Source organism: Thioalkalivibrio sp. ALE30 (assembly GCF_000377465.1).
GTDB lineage: Bacteria > Pseudomonadota > Gammaproteobacteria > Ectothiorhodospirales > Ectothiorhodospiraceae > Thioalkalivibrio.
The window spans coordinates 192,527-208,774 of the sequence record NZ_KB898173.1 but is presented as its reverse complement, the minus strand read 5'-3'; the positions used below and the strand labels follow the sequence as shown (position 1 = coordinate 208,774).

Genomic DNA, 16,248 nt, shown 5'->3' with positions numbered 1-16,248 from the left:
CCAGCCGCGGCTACCACCAGGGACGCGCCACCTGCCAGGCGATCGCGGGACCGTCCGGCCAGGCCTGACCTTCGTACTCCCAGAGATCGCGGGTTTCGGGATCGCGCCAGAATTCGGCGCGGGTGGTGCCGGCCTGTTTCCAGTCGATCCGTTCGCGACAGCGCTCGAGTTCCAGCGTGGCCAGGGGCAATTCCCGCGTGGTGGGGGCGCTGCATTCGAGCGTGCCCTCACCGACGTGGCGCACCACGGTCCCCGAGGCGTCGCGGACGTGGCGCTCGATGGCGTAGCCGGCGGGAGAGGTACTCCGCCAGGGGGAATCGTCCATGCCTGGGTAGTGGGTGCCGAGCAGGTCGCGACCCATACCGGCCGTGGCGAAGAGGCCCCCGTCGCGCAACTGGAGCGACAGTCCCTCGGCGCTTGGCCAGTACGTGTGCCCATTCGCCATCGCCCCGAGGATCAGCAGCCCGCGGTGGTTCTCGGTGTGGACCGCGAGGGATGCGTACGGGAGCTCCTCGGCGTGGGAGGTCACGTCCGGGCCTCCGGAAACCATCCCTTTCAGGGATGCCCCGAGCGGGGTGGGGCCCCCGCTGCCGCAGCCCGTGACCAGGCTCACGAAAATTCCCAGGCCCAGACATGCGAAAGCCGCCCGGAGGCGGCCTTCGCGAGGGAAGAGCGGATTGGTCCGCATGGGCTGGCGTTACCGGGTGCCCGTAGCCGGGGTGGTGCCGGTACCCGGGGTGGTACCCGTGCCCGGCGTGGTGCCGGTCGACGCAATCAGGCCGACCAGACGGCCGGAGCGGGTGGCGATGCGCGAGATCGCGCCCGGTTCGGACCGAGCGGCCGCGGAGATGCCGCCGGACGGAGAGCCGCCCGCCACCGGCGCATTGGCGCGGCCCTGCGGGGCGCTCGCGCTGGAACTGGCGCTGGACGGGGCAGCCGCAGCGGGGCCGCCCGTCGTACCGACGGATTGCGCCATCAGGGGGTTGGTTGCGAACAGGCCTGCAACGGCGGCCGTGGCAAGTATCTTCTTGATCATGGTCACGTTCCTCGCTTCACCGGGGGTGTCGGTTGTCGGGATGCAGTCTAGGAGGGGAGCGCACCCGCGGGCCAGAGCAGGGGGGTGATTTTGAGAGGTGAATACGGGGTTTCGCGTACGTGTTTTGATCGGGTTGGGAATTTTGCCCTCTGGAGGTCACATTCGGTCCCGGCTGCCGCATCGCGGGTCTCTTCACGAAGGGTTCAGCCAAGCAGGCCTAGGCTGGAATGGGCCAAGTGATCGCGTGGCCGGATGGCGGCGCAATGGAGGCACAGATGATGAGCAAAATCCTGATGATGCTGGCACTGGCGGGTGCGGTGGCACTGCTGGCGGGGTGTCAGACGATCAGCAAGCAGCAGACCGGGGCCCTGATCGGCGGGGCCGCCGGGGGCGCGATCGGCAGTCAGATCGGTGGCGGGCGCGGGCGTACCGCCGCGATTATTGCCGGCACCCTGGCGGGTGCGGCGATCGGCGGTTCGGTGGGGCGCAGCATGGACGATGTCGACCGGATGCGGGTGTCGCGCACGCTGGAGACGGTCCCGGACCGGCAGAGCTCGACCTGGCGCAATCCGAACACCGGGCATCAGTATCAGGCCACGCCCACCCGCACCTACCGTTCCTCGGGGCAGGACTGCCGCGAGTATCAGGTGCAGGCGACGATGGACGGATATCCGGAGACCATCACGGGCACGGCCTGCCGCGATGCCAGCGGGCGCTGGGTGAACGTCTGACGTCCAGGCGTGATCGCTCGGTCTTGGTTTCCGGTGGTAACCGGTCAAGCCCGGCTGTCGAGAGCCGCGCAGCCACAAAAAAGCCCCGCATGAGCGGGGCTTTCTCGTTCCGGGCAAGGCCCGGACGGGTGCCGGCAACCGATCAGGAGCGGCGGTACATGTCCTCGGTGGTCGGAACGAAACCGAGGTTGTCCTCGCCGATACCCTTGACCTTGGGTTCGTTGAGGTCGCTGATGCGTACGTTGCCGTCCAGGCTGCGCAAGTATTCGGCGACACCATCCCAGATGTCGACCCCGACACCGCCCGGAACATTCTGCTGCACGCTGGCCCAGCCGGCGACGACGTATTCCTTGTCGGCATCCAGCTTGCGGCCGTCCAGTTCCATCTCGGAGATCCGGTTGCCGATCTCGGCGGTCGGATCGATGGCGTACTTCAGGCCGCCGACGCGCACCATGTCGCCGCCCTGCTGGTAGAAGGGGTCGGCGTTGTAGAGGTTGTCCGCGACGTCTTCCAGGATGTCCTTGATCTGGGCCCCGGTGAAGGTGTTGCGGGTCATCTCCGGATAGGTCAGGCCGGTCTGGTCCATCACGTGCTCGAAGGTGATGGGCATGCCCGGCAGCACCGTGGTGCCCCAGCGGAAGCCCGGGGAGAAGGAGATCTGGGCGTCGTTGTATTCGATCAGGCCGTCGCAGATCAGCTGGTCGAAGGTGCCGTTGAAATTGCCGCGGCGGTAAAGCAGGTCGTCGGTGACCGCCAGTTCTTCGGACAGCTTTTCCTCCATGTTGAAGGTTTCGCCCTTCCAGGTGACCTCGCTGTTGCGCATGTTGTGGATGAACGAGGCCATGCCCGGGTGTTCCGGCAGCATCTCGGCGAACACCGGCACCAGGCGGTATTCCCAGTCCTGGATCGCGCCGTCGCGGAAGTCGAAGTCCAGCACGCCGACGAACTTGGCGTTGGAGCCGGCGTTGGTGACCAGGCAGGTGCCGCCATCGGGGCGCTCCACCGGCAGCGGCTGCGGCACGGCGTCGTGGGTGTGGCCACCCATGATGGCGTCCAGTCCCTCGACCATGCCGGCCATCTTGATGTCCACGTCCATGCCGTTGTGCGACAGGGCAACGACGATCTCGGCGCCCTCCGCGCGGGCCGCGTTGACCTGTTCCTGCATGTCGTCCGGGCGGATGCCGAAGGACCACTGCTCCACCATCCAGCGCGGGTTGGCGATGGGGGTGTAGGGGAAGGCCTGACCTACGACCGCCACGTTCACGCCATTCATCTCGCGGATCACGTAGGGCTTGAAGATCCGATCACCCCAGTCCACGTCGCGCACGTTCTGGGCCACGAAGTCGATGCCGGCGTCGGCGAAGTCGCCGTTCACGACCTCTTCGACGCGGTCGGCGCCGTAGGTGAATTCCCAGTGGCCGGTCATGATGTCGATGCCCAGCAGCTTCTGTGCATCCACCATGTCCTGCGCGTTGGTCCACAGCGCGGAGCCGGAGCCGCCGCCCCAGGTATCGCCGCCATCCAGCAGGAGGGCGTTCGGGCGGGAGTCACGCAGCTTGTCGACCAGGGTCTTGAGGTGCGCGAAGCCGCCCACACGACCGTATTTCTCGGCCGCTTCCATGAAGTCGAGATTGGTGTAGGCGTGCGCGTAGATGCTGTCGCGCTCGATGTCGTAGTGCTTGAGGAAGTGCTCGCCCACGATATGCGGCGGGCGATTGCGCATGTCGGCCACGCCGAGGTTCATGTTCGGTTCGCGGAAGTAGATCGGCTTCAGCTGGGCGTGGCAGTCGGTGTAGTGCAGCAGGTGCACGTTGCCGAAGCGATCCAGCGCATCGTAGGGATCACCCGCGGTGCCGCCCTTGTTGTTGCTGCAGGCAGCGGTGCCCAGGGGGAAACCGGCGGCGCTGGCGGCGGCCAGCAACTGCATGAATTCTCGGCGTGAGATGTGCATGAGGAATCCTACCTCTCTATTCCGGGTTGGTGGTGAATGGCAGTAAAGACATTTTGCGACGCGAGGTAGACGATCCGTTGCCGGCGTGCATTCCCTAGCGCCGCCCCTCGCGGGCCTCGCGCGCGGTCTCGCGGGCGGAGTCACGCTTGTCCTCGATACGCTGACGGTCCCGTTCGCTGGCATCCGAGGCGTCCATGGCGGCCTCGAACTGGCGGACCGCTTCTTCATACTGAGCGCGGTGGAAGAAGTATTCGGCCATGGCTTCGCGGCTGATTGCAACATAGCCCGCGCCGTCCGCGATGTCGGCCTGCAGGCGCAGCAGCTCCGGGTTGGGGGCGGCCTCCTGGCGGATCATGTCCGACAGGATGCGGATCGCGCGATCGGGCTGGCCAAGATCCCGGTGTACGCGGGCGAGGCGTTCCCGGATCACCGGGTGGCCGGGGTACACCGCGTCCAGGTCCTGCAGCCGCTCGAGGGCCTGTTCATGTTCGCCCTCCTCGCGCAGCAGGGCGGCGAACGCCAGCTCGAGGGTCAGCCCGGGGGCGTCGGCGGCATCGAGCCGTTCCAGTTGTTCGCGCGCGCGGGTGGCCTCTCCGCGCTCGAGATAGGCGACGGCTGCGCCATAGCGCCGCGCGGGGGATGGGGCGTCCGTCGCGCGAAAGCGCTCCAGGGTGCGGCGCGGGTCTTTCAGGGCCTGCACGCGGGCCTGCATCCATTCGAATTCGGGCCCGCGGGCGCGGGTTTCGGTCGCGGCCATCTGGCTGGCCCGGTTGCGGGCATCGGTGATGCGGTCGAGGGTCACCGGGTGGGTGCGCAGGTATTCCGGTACCTGGTCGCCGACCCCGCGCGAGAGCTCCTGCAACCGCTCGAAGAAATCCGCCATCGCGTGCGGGTCGAGCCCGGTGCCCTGCAGGATCTGCATGCCGGCGCGGTCGGCCTCGGCCTCGTTCGCGCGGGTGAAGTTGATCTGCTGCTGGATGCCGCCGGCCACGCCGCCGGTGATGACCGCCGAGCCCAGCGTCGGGTCGACCGCGGAGGCGAGGATGCCCGCCAGGATCGCCAGGCCGGTGGTGAAGTTGATGTCGCGCCCGCGCGCGAACATGCGCGCCAGGTGACGCTGGGTCACATGGGCGATCTCGTGTGCCATGACCGCCGCCAGTTCGGCTTCATCGCGTACCTCGAGGATCAGTCCGGAGTGAATGCCGATGATGCCCCCGGGCATCGCAAAGGCGTTGACCTGGCCGTTGTCTACGGTCAGGAAGTAGAAGGGGCCGTCTGCACTGGGGGCGTTAGCCAGGAGCTGGCGCCCGAGCGAGTCCACGTAGAACACGACCTCGGGGTCGGTGACCAGCGGGGCGGTGCGGCGGATCTCGCGCAGCAGCGAGCGACCGAGCTCGCGTTCTTCGGCGGGGGTCAGGACGCCGCCGGAGGCCTCGCCGAGATCAGGGAGGGAGACCCCGCCGGAGTGGGCGGGCGGGGCCGCCAGTAGTGCCAGCGCCAGCAGCGCGGCGAGCAGGAAATGAGCAATAAACAGCAGGCCGCGAGGGCCGGCGGGCGCCGGCCCTGCATTGCGGCAATGCCGGGAGGCGTAGTTACTTGCCAAGCCCCGGGGCCGACGAATAGGTGCGCATGCTGTCACGGGTTTCCCACAGCTTCGGCTTGAGCATCGCCTCGGGCACCATGAACTTCTTGCGATCCAGTACCTTGTGAGTCCGGACCTTCTTAACGATGTCGTCGTAGCCCATCTTGAACAGCAGGCCGACGTCGCCACCGGAGGTGCGGCGCGCGATCATGTAGTCGTCCTGCATGTCGTGCACATAGATGTTGGCGGGGCGCAGCTTGCCGTTTTCGTCTTTCAGCGTGACGGCGTAATGGCCGTCCACCTGGAATTCGCTCTTGTCCACCGGGATATCCTCCGCGAAGCAATGAAGCTGATCAGTATGCATCAGCGTTTCCTGAAGCGGGAGCGACCATAGCAGAACTTTTCGCCACGGGCGACCATCCACCTGCCCGCCGTCGGACTTGTTTGCATTTGCGGCCGGTTTCGCTATGCTCCGCGCCCACTCTTGCGCTGTCAGCGCCGAAGGCATGCCGGCGGGAGTCGCGAGAGTTCGCATTCCACGACGAGACGACCCGGAGCACAGCGTGTACGGATTCAGCGAGATCACCCCGGACGAACTGGAGCAGTGGCGCAGCGAAGGCAAGACCTTTCGCCTGCTCGACGTGCGCTCGCCGGGCGAGACCGGGCGCGGGGTCATTCCGGGTGCCGAGCTGATCCCGCTGGCGACCCTGCCGATGCGCAAGGACGAGTTCACCGGCGACGACACGCCGCTGGTGATCTACTGCCAGAGTGGCGCCCGATCCGCGCAGGCCTGTGCCTTTCTCGCCCAGCAGGGTGTCGACTGCGCCAGCAGCCTGCGGGGCGGCATCGTCGGCTGGGCACAGACGGGCAAGCCGGTGGTAAGCCCGGATTAGAATTCGGTTGTATTCCGATGCCGTTTCGCCTATAAGGGGGAATTCGGCAGGTAACTGTTCGGTCGAGGCTGTCGCGTTCAGGGCCCGATTCGGACTGCAGTACCCGACTGATAAAACGCACTCAAAGGAGAGAAACGATGGCCAACTTTGACCAAGAACTCGATGCTTCCGGCCTGAACTGCCCGCTGCCCATTCTGCGCGCCAAGAAGGCGCTCGCCGCGATGGACGCCGGCCAGGTTCTGCATATCATCGCCACCGATCCGGGCGCCGTGAAGGACTTCCAGGCCTTCGCCAAGCAGACCGGCAACGAGCTGATGGAACACAAGGAAGAAGGCGGCAAGTTCTACTTCCTCGTAAAGAAGGCCTGAAGCGTTTCAAACGCTTGATTCGGGGCGGCAATCCGCAAGGGTTGACCGCCCCGAATCCTGAATAACGACGGTTGCCATGCGGTAACTGGATTGGTGCCTGGACGAGGTCTAGGCTGGCTGCGCAAGGTTCACAAAGAAACCTGCATCGCCTAAAGCGAAGAGGTGTGAGATATGGCGACATACGCTGAGATGCAGCAAATCTTCGACGATATCCGCGGAGATTTTCGCTACGACCACGAGCTCAACGGCTGCCTGAACTGCGGGATCTGCACGGCCACGTGCCCGTCCGCCCAGTTCTACGATTACTCGCCACGCGAGATCGTCCAGCTGCTCTGGACCGAGAACGTCGAGCAGATCTACGACGCGATGCAGGAAAAGATCTGGGCCTGCGCCCAGTGCATGACCTGTGCGGCGCGCTGCCCGTTCAAGAACTCTCCCGGTGGCCTGGTCGCGATCATGCGCGAAGTGGCCATCAAGCACGAGATGCAGTCCGCGAAGGACGTACTCCGTCCGTTCGGCCGCGTCATGCTCAAGCTGATCACCACGGGTAACCAGCTGTCCCCCGACATGATCCAGCCCGATCACTTCCCTGACTGGGGCCCCAACATCCAGAAGGTGGAAGGCGATCTGCGCATCCTGCGCAAGGCGATTCCGGTGAAGACGCTGCAGACGGTCGAGACCGCCTGGGAAGTGTCCCTGAAGACCTCGGTCGAGATGTACACCATCTGGGAAATGACCGGGGTCCTGAAGTCCCTCGAGCTGATGGACGAGAACCTCTTCGACGTGATCGAAGACTTCATCGACGAGAAGCGCGAGGACTATGAAGACTGGCTCGAGGAGCAGGAAGAGGAAGACGACGAATAAGTCGCTCGCCGAATCCCGCATCCAAGACATCAGGAGAAGCGTTATGAGTGAACAGACCCCAGGCAATCACAACCAGAATGGTGAAGGCGCTGGCGCCGGCACCATGAAGCCGGGCTACCACAACACCGACGGCCAGGGCATTGCCGGTCACGGTTCGTTCTTCCAGTCGACCGATCTGTCGAAGGAAGACGCGGTCAAGGCCACCGACTGGGTGCGCAAGCACGTCGACCGCCGCACCATCGATCTTGGTGATCGCATGGATGACGTCCGCGAGCACATGTACGAGCTCGAGAAGGACGGCCAGATCATCATCCATCGCATCGAGGATCAGCACGAGCCGATGTCGGTGAACACCCTGTTCGGCTGGGAGAAGAAGGTCCCGACCAAGCAGCTGTGGCACCACAAGTCCTGCGGCCAGTGCGGCAACATCCCGGGCTACCCGACCTCGCTGCTGTGGTTCATGAACAAGTTCGGCTTCGAGCCGGGCAAGGACTACCTGGACGAGACCGACCAGACCTCCTGCACCGCGTGGAACTACCACGGCTCCGGTATCGGGAACGTCGAGTCGCTGGCGGCGGTGTTCCTGCGCAACTTCCACCAGGCCTACGTCTCCGGCAAGCAGCACGGGCACGAGCTGGGTCACTTCTACCCGCTGGTCCATTGCGGCACCTCCTTTGGTAACTATAAGGAGATCCGCAAGTATCTGGTCGAGTCCGCCGAGCTGCGCGAGAAGGTCACCAAGATCCTCGGCAAGCTGGGTCGCCTGGTCGACGGCAAGCTGGTCATCCCGGAAGAGATCATCCACTACTCCGAGTGGGTGCACGTGATGCGCAACCGCATTGCCTCCGAGCTGCAGACCATCGACGTCTCCAATATCCGCACGACCGCCCACGTGGCCTGCCATTACTACAAGATGGTGCACGAGGACGCGGTGTACGATCCGTCCGTGCTGGGTGGCAACCGTACCGCGATCATCACCTCCACCGCCCAGGCCTTGGGTGCTCAGGTGATCGACTACTCGACCTGGTACGACTGCTGCGGCTTCGGCTTCCGCCACATCATCTCCGAGCGCGAGTTCACCCGCTCGTTCACGATGGATCGCAAGATCCGCGTGGCCCGCGAGGAAGCCAACGCCGACGTGATGCTGGCCAACGACACCGGCTGCGTCACCACCATGGACAAGAACCAGTGGATCGGTAAGGCCCACAACCAGAACTTCCAGATCCCGATCATGGCGGAAGTCCAGTTCGCGGCCCTGGCCTGCGGTGCGGATCCGTTCAAGATCGTCCAGCTGCAGTGGCATGCGTCGCCCTGCGAGGACCTGGTCGAGAAGATGGGCATGTCCTGGTCCGAGGCCAAGAAGACCTTCCAGGAGTACCTGAAGGAGGTCGAGGCCGGCAATATCGAATACCTCTACAATCCTGAACTCGCTTACGGGGGCAAGGTCTGATGCAGCAAGATACCGTTCTAGTAGTGGGTGGTGGCCCGGCCGGTCTGGCCGCCGCCGCGAATGTCACCTCGGCTGGCTTCAAGGCCGTGATGGTCGAGAAGGAAGACGTCCTGGGGGGCGCCCCGATCCTCTCGGGCTACGCCAAGCTGGTGCCCTCCGGCGAGTGGGCGAAGGACGCCATCGGCCGCATGGTCAAGCGTGTCGAGGATGACTCGAACGCCACCGTGCACAAGGGTGCCAAGGTCGAGAAGCTGGACGGCGAAGCCGGCAACTTCACCGCGACCCTGACCAATGGCGAATCGGTCCAGGCCGGCGCCGTGGTGCTCGCCACCGGCTTTACCCATTTCGACTCCATCAACAAGCCGGAGTGGGGTTTCGGGACGTACGAAGACGTCCTGACCACCACCCAGATGGAGCAGATGGTCGCCAGCGGCAAGATCGCCTGCCCGTCCGACGGCCGTGTGCCCGAGCGGGTCTGCATCCTGCTGTGCGTGGGTTCCCGTGACCGCCAGATCGGCCGCGAGTGGTGCTCCAAGATCTGCTGCACCGTGTCCGCCAACCTTGCGATGGAGATCAAGGAGATCTCGCCGGAAACCGACGTGTTCATCTACTACATGGACATCCGGACCTTCGGCCTGTACGAAGACAAGTTCTACTGGAAGTCCCAGGAAGAGTTCAAAACCAAGTTCGTCAAGGCGCGTATCGCCGAAGTGACGGCCTCTGGTGATGGCCGCCTGCTGGTCAAGGGCGAAGACACCCTGGTCAAGCGTCCGATCGTCATCCCGTTCGACATCGTGGTGCACGCGATCGGCATGGACCCGAACGCCGACAATCCCGAGATCTCGCAGGTCTTCGGTGTCGGGCTCGAGAAGCACGGCTTCCTGGAGCGCGCCGAGCAGTACACCAACACCTGTGGCACCACCCGCAAGGGCGTCTATTCCTGCGGTGCGGCCTACGGTCCCGAGACGATCGATGACTCGATCGCCCAGGGTGCCGCCGCTGGTGGTCGCGCGGTTGCGGATCTGCATGCGCTGGTTCAGAAAGCCGGCTGAGGTCGTTAGCGACGCGGCGGCTTCCGGGCTTGCCCCGGAGCCGCTGGAGGTCAGCTTCGACAAGGAGATCCTTGCGACGAAGCTGAACAGTCTGAACGAGGCCATCGCCGAGGCCGGCGGGGTCGACGGACTGGAGACCTTCATCGAGGCCCTGCGGTCGAAGCACGAGGTGTTTGCCGCGATCGTGGCCAAGGGCGACGAGATCGATGCCGAAGATGTCCGGACCCTTGGCGGTCTGGTGTTCTCGGTCCGGCGTAAGCTGGGCGCGTTGATGGCCGAACGACAGGGTGCGCTGGTCGACGGGGTTCGGGCGCTGGTGCGGCCGGATGTCGAGGTCAACGAGCGCCTCGCCGGGTTCGCGGACCTGGCGGCCGACGACAAGAAGCTGCGGCGAGCGATCTGGGACTTCGGTGCCGAGATCCTGCACTTCGCGGACCCCGAGGCCATGCCGCTGGCGTGTCGCTGGGTCTGGGATACGTCGACCACGACGGGTGCGCTGCGGGAGTTTATCCGCGGCAATGACACCCTCCGGTCGATCCCCATCGGGGATTCCGTCGGGGCGATCGAGGGGGCGCGGCGCTGGTTTTTCGATGCGCTGGCCGAGGAGGGCTTCTATCGGGACCTGCCGTTCGTGACGGACCTGGTCTGGGTGCAGGCCTATTCGGACTATGCCCGGTCGCTGTCGATGAGTCTGGGGATGATCGACAGCCAGTTCGGTACCAAGCAGGACCCGCTGGAACTGGCTGTCAAGATGCTGGGGATCGACTCCCCGGAAGGTCGCCTGAAAGGAACCGATGCGTCGCTGCATTGAATAACGGAACGAACTTGAGCCTGGCTACACAGGTTTTCGGAGAGACGTCATGGCAATACATGAAAAGGCACTGATCGAGGACGAGCGCCTCCAGCAGCACGATGAGCTGGTGGTCGACGGGGTGGATGTGTCCGGCCACTGGAACACCATGATCGCCCCGCGCACGGTGCGCGATTACGACGACGATTTCGAATCGAAGATCCAGAGCTTCGCGGGTGGCGAAAACGTCCACCGCTGCTGGCAGTGTGGTTCGTGCACGAACTCCTGCACGATGTACGCGCAGAACGTGCAGTTCAATCCGCGCTACTGGATCTACCTGACCCGCCTGGGCATGAAGGAAGAGCTGGTCAAGGACAAGGACATCATCTGGCAGTGCGTCTCGTGCAACAAGTGCACGAACATCTGCCCGAAGGACGTGAAGCCTGAAGGTGTGATGAAGGCCCTGGCGCACTGGATGGAAGAGGAAGGGATCACCGAGAAGGCCCCGTCCACGCACTTCGACGAAGAGTTCGCCGACCAGATCTACAAGACCGGCCGCATCGAAGACGGCAAGGTCATGCAGAACTTCTTCAAGAAGACCGGCCAGCCGCTGGTGCAGGAATGGCTGAAGGTGTTCATCTTCCGCATGATGAAGCACCTGCCGGTGAAGCATCTGATGGCGATGGGCTTCAACACGATTCATACGCCGCGCACGAAGTCCTGGGGCAAGACCGGGGACGTGCTGAAGAATTACGTGCGCGAACAGAAGGAGGCCGCTCATGGCTAAGGTTGCTTACTATCCGGGTTGCGCGCTCGAGGGCTCCGGTGGGCCGTACGACCGCTCCACCCGCGTGCTGGTCAAGGCGCTGGGTCTCGAGATGGAGAACCTGCGGGACTGGAACTGCTGTGGCGCGATGGAGGTGAAGAACGTCCATCCCATGCTGCAGACCTACCTGTCCGCGCGGAACATGGCGATCGCCTCCGAGCAGATGGGCATGGACACCGTGATGGCGCCGTGCAACGGCTGCTACCACAACCTGAAGAAGGCCGAGTACGAGACCGCCACCTCCGAGGACGCGATGAATACCGTCCAGGATCTGGCACGCAAGTCGGACGACCCGGTCTACAGCGGCGACGTGCGCACGCTGCACCTGCTCGAGTGGCTGATGGAAGAGCTGGGTCCCGAGGGGATCAAGCAGAAGATGACCAAGAGCCTGAACGGCATCAAGGTCGCCAACTACTACGGCTGCATGTATACCCGGCCGCGCCAGATCTTCCCCGAGAAGGACAACGGCCCGGGTTCTGACTCCAGCTACCAGCCGCACTTCATGGACGACCTGCTGGGTGCCGCCGGTGCGGTGAACGTAGAGTATCCGCTGAAGACCTCCTGCTGCGGCGGGGCACATACGCTGTCGGATTCCGACACCTCGACCCAGCTGGTGCTGAACCTGCTGCAGTCGGCCGAGGATTCCGGCGCGGAAGTGATCGCGACCGAGTGCCCGACCTGCCACTCCGGCTTGGAGATGCATCAGGTGCGCGCCGAGACCGAGTTCGGGATCAAGACCGACGTGAAGGTGCTGTACTTCACCCAGCTGCTGGGTCTGGCCATGGGCCTGTCCCCGCGCAAGCTGGGCATTCACGAAAACGTGAGTGACTCGATCGGTCTGCTGAAGGAGAAGGGGGTCATCTGATCCCCCGATCCATGCCCAGCATGGCCCATTGACGAGTTCAGAAGACGGGCGCCTGGCGCCCGTTTTTTGTGGAGGCACGGGTCCGCTCGGTCCCGGGAACGAGGCGAAACATGGATTGCAACGGCTGCGAGTTTCACCCTGAACTGTTCTACGACGACGAGTTCCAGATCTGGCTGCGCCGCGAGGACGACGACACCCTGACGGTGGGGATGACCGACCTGTCGCAGACGATCGCGGGGAAGATCATCCACGTGCGCGTCCGGCGCCCCGGCACGCGACGCCCCCCGGGCAAGCCGGTGGCGACCATCGAGAGTGGCAAGTGGGCAGGCCCGATTCCGAACTTCATCGACTGCAAGATCGTCGAGGGCAATGACGAGGTGCTGGAGAATCCGGTGCTGCTGAACTCCGATCCGTACAATGCCTGGATCGCCCGGGTCGAGCCCACCAATGGGGTCGAGGCGGCGCTGGAGGAGTTCCTCACCGGGGACAAGGCCGAGGAAGGCTATTGCAAGCGGGCCAAGGATGACGACATCCAGTGCCAGCGCAAGCTGCGGTGAGCGAAACCATGGCGAATCTCGACGACGACTACTACCTGGACAACGACGAGCAGACGGTCGTGATCATCATGACCTCGGGCCCGTCGACGCCGGGGCGCTGTGCCACCCCGTTCTATCTCGGTTCCGTGATGGCGTCCATGGACGTGGATGTCTATATCTTCTTCACTATGGAAGGCGTGCGCCTGATGGAGAAGGGGGTCGCGGACGACCTTCGGGCCATGGAAGACGGCAAATTGATCAAGGATTTTATTCAGGACGCGAAGCGCGCCGGAGTGCGGCTGCACGTTTGCCAGCCCGCGCTGCCGGGGTATAGAATCGACGCGTCTTCGGATCTCATCGACGAAGTCGATGAAGTGAATCGGGCGAGCGAACTAGCCGACCTGATACTACGCAGTGATAAAACGATAACGTTTTAATTTTCCCGCTTTATTTGAATATTCCTGGAGGAAGACATGGGTGCAGTTCGGGGTTGTGATATTCCGGAAGATCTGATGTACAACGTTGAAAACAACGTTTGGGTGCGCAAGGAAAGCGACGGTACCGCGACGGTCGGCCTGACTTCCTACGCCTGTTCGCTGGCGGGCACGATCGTGTCCTACACCCCGAAGAAGGTTGGCAAGACGGTCAAGAAGGACAAGTCCTGCACCACCGTCGAATCCGGCAAGTGGGTAGGTCCGGCGAAGACCCCGGTCACCGGTGAAGTCACCGAGACCAATGACAAGGTTGCTGCCAATCCGGGGCTGATCAACGAAGATCCCTACGGCGAAGGCTGGCTGATCAAGCTGAAGCCGGAAGACTGGGACGGCGAAGTCGGTGATCTGAAGACCGGCTCCGATGCCCTGGCGGCCTTCGAAGCCAAGATGGAAGCGGACGGTTTCGGCGGCTGCTGATCCCGGTTCCGGTCCGGGCCGCCGTTCCCTCGAGGTCGGCGGCCCCTTTTTTTCGGTAATACCCGAGTAAAACCTTCAAGAAATTCGCCGAACCCGGAGAACGCCCATGACGAGCTGGAACGATGTAATCCAGCGGGTCGAGCCCCTCGAGGACGTCCCTGTCGATCCGTCGCTGGTTGATGACCTCCAGCACAGCCTGCGACACAGCGGTGACCCGGGTTCGGTGCACTTCTACACCCCTACGTTCAAGTCCTATCAGTCGACGGAACTGGCCGATTGCGGCAAGAGTGCCTGGCCGGCCATGTCCATCACCGGCGGTGACTGCAAGCTTGCCTGCGATCACTGCAAGGCGAAGATCCTGGAGCCGATGATCCCCGTCCGCACCCCGGAGGATCTCTGGCGCCAGGTGAATGGTGTGATCGAGTCGGGGGCCCAGGGCATGCTGCTGACCGGAGGCTCCAACCATCGCAACGAGGTGGAGTACGACCCGTACTACTCCACCATCCGCCGGATCAAGGACGAGTTCCCCGAGTTCCGTATTGCCATGCACACGGCGCTGGTGGATGACGACATCGCGTTGTCCATGGAGCAGGCCGGCATCGACGCGGCTATGATGGACGTGATCGGTGCCCAGGACACGATCACCCAGGTCTATCACCTGCGCCGTAGCGTGGATGACTTCGAGCAGACGATCGAGAGCCTGGTGAACACCAACATGAAGGTGGTCCCCCATATCGTGATCGGCCTGCACTACGGCAAGCTGCTGGGCGAGTGGAACGCGCTGGAGATGCTGGCGCGCCATCTGCCCGACGCGGTGGTGTTGGTGGTGGTCATGCCGTTCTACGCCCCGGCCAGCCGTCCGTTCGAGACCCCGGACGTGCACGCGGTCGGTCGCTTCTTCCACGATGCGCGCGAGCGCCTGGGCGATACGTCGCTGCTGCTGGGGTGTGCCCGGCCGCCGGGCGAGGCCAAGAGCCAGATCGACAGCTACGCGGTGATGGCGGGACTGTCCGGCATCGCGCACCCGGCCGAGGGTGTGGTGGAACTCGCTGCGCGCCTGGGCAAGAAGGTCCGGGTCACGCCGGCCTGCTGTTCCATCGCGGTCGGCGACGAGGTGATGGCCGAGGACGCCGGCGTCGGCAGCGGCGTTGAGCTGGACCTCGACACCATCGTGGCGGAGGAGACCCGCCGTCGGGAACAGGAGCGCAAGGCGCGCCAGGGCCTGGGCGGCATCCGCATCGTGACCGAAGGCGGCGAAGTGGCATCCGGGGGTGGCTGTCATGCCTGAACGCGATCAGACGACCCTGCGCGTCCTGGACACCGGGCTGCGCCCGGCGGCCGAGAACATGGCCTTCAACCGCTCGTTGCTGGAGTGTCACCAGGAAGGCGTTTCCCCGCATACCCTGCGCTTCCTGCAGTTCGAGCCCTGCGCGCTGGTGGGCTTTCACCAGAACGTCGACCAGGAGATCAACACCGAGTACTGCAAGGAGCACGGGATCGCGATCCAGCGGCGCATTACCGGCGGCGGTGCGATCTATTTCGATGCCACGCAGCTCGGCTGGGAGCTGTACCTGGACAAGCGCTTCCTCGGCACGGCGGACATGGGCCAGATCGCCGCCCGCATCTGCAACGCGGCGGCCGCGGGCATGCGCTCGCTGGGCGTGGACGCGCAGTTCCGCCCGCGTAACGACATCGAGGTCGATGGCCGCAAGATCTCCGGTACCGGCGGCGCTTTCGATGGCGAGTCGATCATGTATCAGGGCACGCTGCTGATCGAATTCGATGTAGAGGACATGCTGCGCATCCTGCGCATTCCGGCCGAGAAGCTCTCGAACAAGGCGATCGAGTCCGCCCGGGACCGGGTCGTGAACCTGGCGACGCTGCTGGAGGAGATGCCGGCCCTGGATGTGGTGAAGGACGCCATCGTGCGTGCCTTCGCCGAGGAGTTCGGTGTGCGCACCGAGGCCGCCGATCTGCTGCCGGAAGAGCGTCGCGCCTTCGACGCGGCCCTGGCCGAGATCGATACCGAGGAGTGGGTGTACCAGCGCAACCGCCCGGCGACCGATGCCCCGATGTTCGAGAGCATCTTCAAGTCCGACGGTGGCCTGATGCGCGTGGGTGCGGCGCTGGATCCCGAGCGCAAGCGCCTCAAGCAGCTCTGGATTACCGGCGATATCTTCGTCAAGCCGGCGCGGACCATCGCGGACCTGGAAGCCGCCCTGCGCGATACGCCGCAGGCGGAGATGGAGGATCGCGTGCGCGCCTTCTTCGCGGAACGCGACGTGGAGATGCTGCAGCTGACGGCCGACGACTTCATCGCCGCCATCCAGTCGGCTCTGGCGCAGGCCGAGGTCGACTCGGCGGCCGCGCAGTGAGCCGCGCAGGGAGCCTTC

19 protein-coding genes are annotated in these 16,248 nt (G+C 64.3%); 14 read left to right on the top strand and 5 right to left on the bottom strand.

The genetic code is table 11. The features are described 5' to 3' along the window. Window positions 1–10: 10 nt before the first annotated feature. Window positions 11–550, bottom strand: coding sequence for a YjbF family lipoprotein (locus D107_RS0110140; RefSeq protein ID WP_026279303.1), 540 nt, complete (start codon window positions 548–550; stop codon window positions 11–13). 147 nt (window positions 551–697) lie between these two features. Continuing rightward, window positions 698–1,036, bottom strand: a complete 339-nt coding sequence (locus D107_RS0110135) for a hypothetical protein (RefSeq protein ID WP_018867559.1) — start codon at window positions 1,034–1,036, stop codon at window positions 698–700. Between the two features lie 293 nt (window positions 1,037–1,329). On the opposite strand from D107_RS0110135, the gene D107_RS0110130 reads away from it, so the two are divergent. Beyond that, the gene (locus D107_RS0110130) at window positions 1,330–1,767 is read left to right on the top strand and encodes an RT0821/Lpp0805 family surface protein (RefSeq protein WP_026279302.1); all 438 of its coding nucleotides are present in this window, start codon (window positions 1,330–1,332) and stop codon (window positions 1,765–1,767) included. Window positions 1,768–1,909: 142 nt separating this feature from the next. On the opposite strand, the gene soxB is transcribed toward D107_RS0110130, so the two are convergent. From soxB to D107_RS0110115, 3 genes are all read right to left on the bottom strand, one after another. Continuing rightward, window positions 1,910–3,718 (bottom strand): thiosulfohydrolase SoxB, encoded by a 1,809-nt coding sequence (soxB, locus tag D107_RS0110125; RefSeq protein WP_018877062.1) that lies wholly within the window; start codon window positions 3,716–3,718, stop codon window positions 1,910–1,912. Between the two features lie 94 nt (window positions 3,719–3,812). After that, window positions 3,813–5,234 (bottom strand): M48 family metalloprotease, encoded by a 1,422-nt coding sequence (locus D107_RS0110120; RefSeq protein WP_026280789.1) that lies wholly within the window; start codon window positions 5,232–5,234, stop codon window positions 3,813–3,815. Between the two features lie 76 nt (window positions 5,235–5,310). Next, a complete protein-coding gene (locus tag D107_RS0110115; protein WP_018867555.1) occupies window positions 5,311–5,664 on the bottom strand; it encodes a hypothetical protein in 354 nt (117 codons plus the stop codon). 199 nt (window positions 5,665–5,863) lie between these two features. Between D107_RS0110115 and D107_RS0110110 the strand changes: the two genes are divergently transcribed. The 13 genes from D107_RS0110110 to D107_RS0110050 all read left to right on the top strand — a co-directional run bounded on the left by D107_RS0110110 (window position 5,864) and on the right by D107_RS0110050 (window position 16,230). Next, entirely contained in the window at window positions 5,864–6,193 is a 330-nt protein-coding gene (locus D107_RS0110110; protein ID WP_018867554.1) for a rhodanese-like domain-containing protein, read from the top strand. Window positions 6,194–6,330: 137 nt separating this feature from the next. Next, window positions 6,331–6,561 (top strand): sulfurtransferase TusA family protein, encoded by a 231-nt coding sequence (locus D107_RS0110105; RefSeq protein ID WP_017941140.1) that lies wholly within the window; start codon window positions 6,331–6,333, stop codon window positions 6,559–6,561. A 189-nt stretch (window positions 6,562–6,750) separates the two neighbouring features. Beyond that, entirely contained in the window at window positions 6,751–7,425 is a 675-nt protein-coding gene (locus D107_RS0110100; RefSeq protein WP_017941141.1) for a 4Fe-4S dicluster domain-containing protein, read from the top strand. 43 nt (window positions 7,426–7,468) lie between these two features. Continuing rightward, window positions 7,469–8,875 carry a heterodisulfide reductase-related iron-sulfur binding cluster gene (locus tag D107_RS0110095; protein ID WP_018867553.1) on the top strand — a complete coding sequence of 469 codons (1,407 nt, stop codon included), beginning with the start codon at window positions 7,469–7,471 and terminating at the stop codon, window positions 8,873–8,875. Window positions 8,876–8,898: 23 nt separating this feature from the next. Continuing rightward, window positions 8,899–9,927, top strand: a complete 1,029-nt coding sequence (locus D107_RS0110090; protein WP_018877060.1) for an FAD-dependent oxidoreductase — start codon at window positions 8,899–8,901, stop codon at window positions 9,925–9,927. After that, window positions 9,866–10,738 (top strand): hypothetical protein, encoded by an 873-nt coding sequence (locus D107_RS0110085; protein WP_018881374.1) that lies wholly within the window; start codon window positions 9,866–9,868, stop codon window positions 10,736–10,738. The genes D107_RS0110090 and D107_RS0110085 overlap by 62 nt, the downstream gene beginning before the upstream one ends. Before the next feature lie 49 nt (window positions 10,739–10,787). Beyond that, a complete protein-coding gene (locus D107_RS0110080) occupies window positions 10,788–11,504 on the top strand; it encodes a 4Fe-4S dicluster domain-containing protein (protein WP_018867550.1) in 717 nt (238 codons plus the stop codon). Next, a complete protein-coding gene (locus D107_RS0110075; RefSeq protein WP_018867549.1) occupies window positions 11,497–12,408 on the top strand; it encodes a CoB--CoM heterodisulfide reductase iron-sulfur subunit B family protein in 912 nt (303 codons plus the stop codon). The genes D107_RS0110080 and D107_RS0110075 overlap by 8 nt, the downstream gene beginning before the upstream one ends. A 110-nt stretch (window positions 12,409–12,518) precedes the next feature. Beyond that, window positions 12,519–12,965: a glycine cleavage system protein H gene (locus tag D107_RS0110070; RefSeq protein ID WP_018867548.1), complete on the top strand. Its 447-nt coding sequence runs from the start codon at window positions 12,519–12,521 to the stop codon at window positions 12,963–12,965. Window positions 12,966–12,973: 8 nt separating this feature from the next. After that, entirely contained in the window at window positions 12,974–13,381 is a 408-nt protein-coding gene (locus D107_RS0110065; RefSeq protein WP_026279299.1) for a DsrE family protein, read from the top strand. Window positions 13,382–13,417: 36 nt separating this feature from the next. Then, a complete protein-coding gene (locus D107_RS0110060) occupies window positions 13,418–13,855 on the top strand; it encodes a glycine cleavage system protein H (protein ID WP_012982053.1) in 438 nt (145 codons plus the stop codon). 106 nt (window positions 13,856–13,961) lie between these two features. Further along, the gene (locus tag D107_RS0110055) at window positions 13,962–15,143 is read left to right on the top strand and encodes a radical SAM protein (RefSeq protein WP_018881373.1); all 1,182 of its coding nucleotides are present in this window, start codon (window positions 13,962–13,964) and stop codon (window positions 15,141–15,143) included. After that, entirely contained in the window at window positions 15,136–16,230 is a 1,095-nt protein-coding gene (locus D107_RS0110050) for a biotin/lipoate A/B protein ligase family protein (RefSeq protein WP_018867545.1), read from the top strand. Before D107_RS0110055 ends, D107_RS0110050 begins: the two co-directional genes overlap by 8 nt. The last annotated feature ends 18 nt before the right edge of the window (window positions 16,231–16,248 follow it).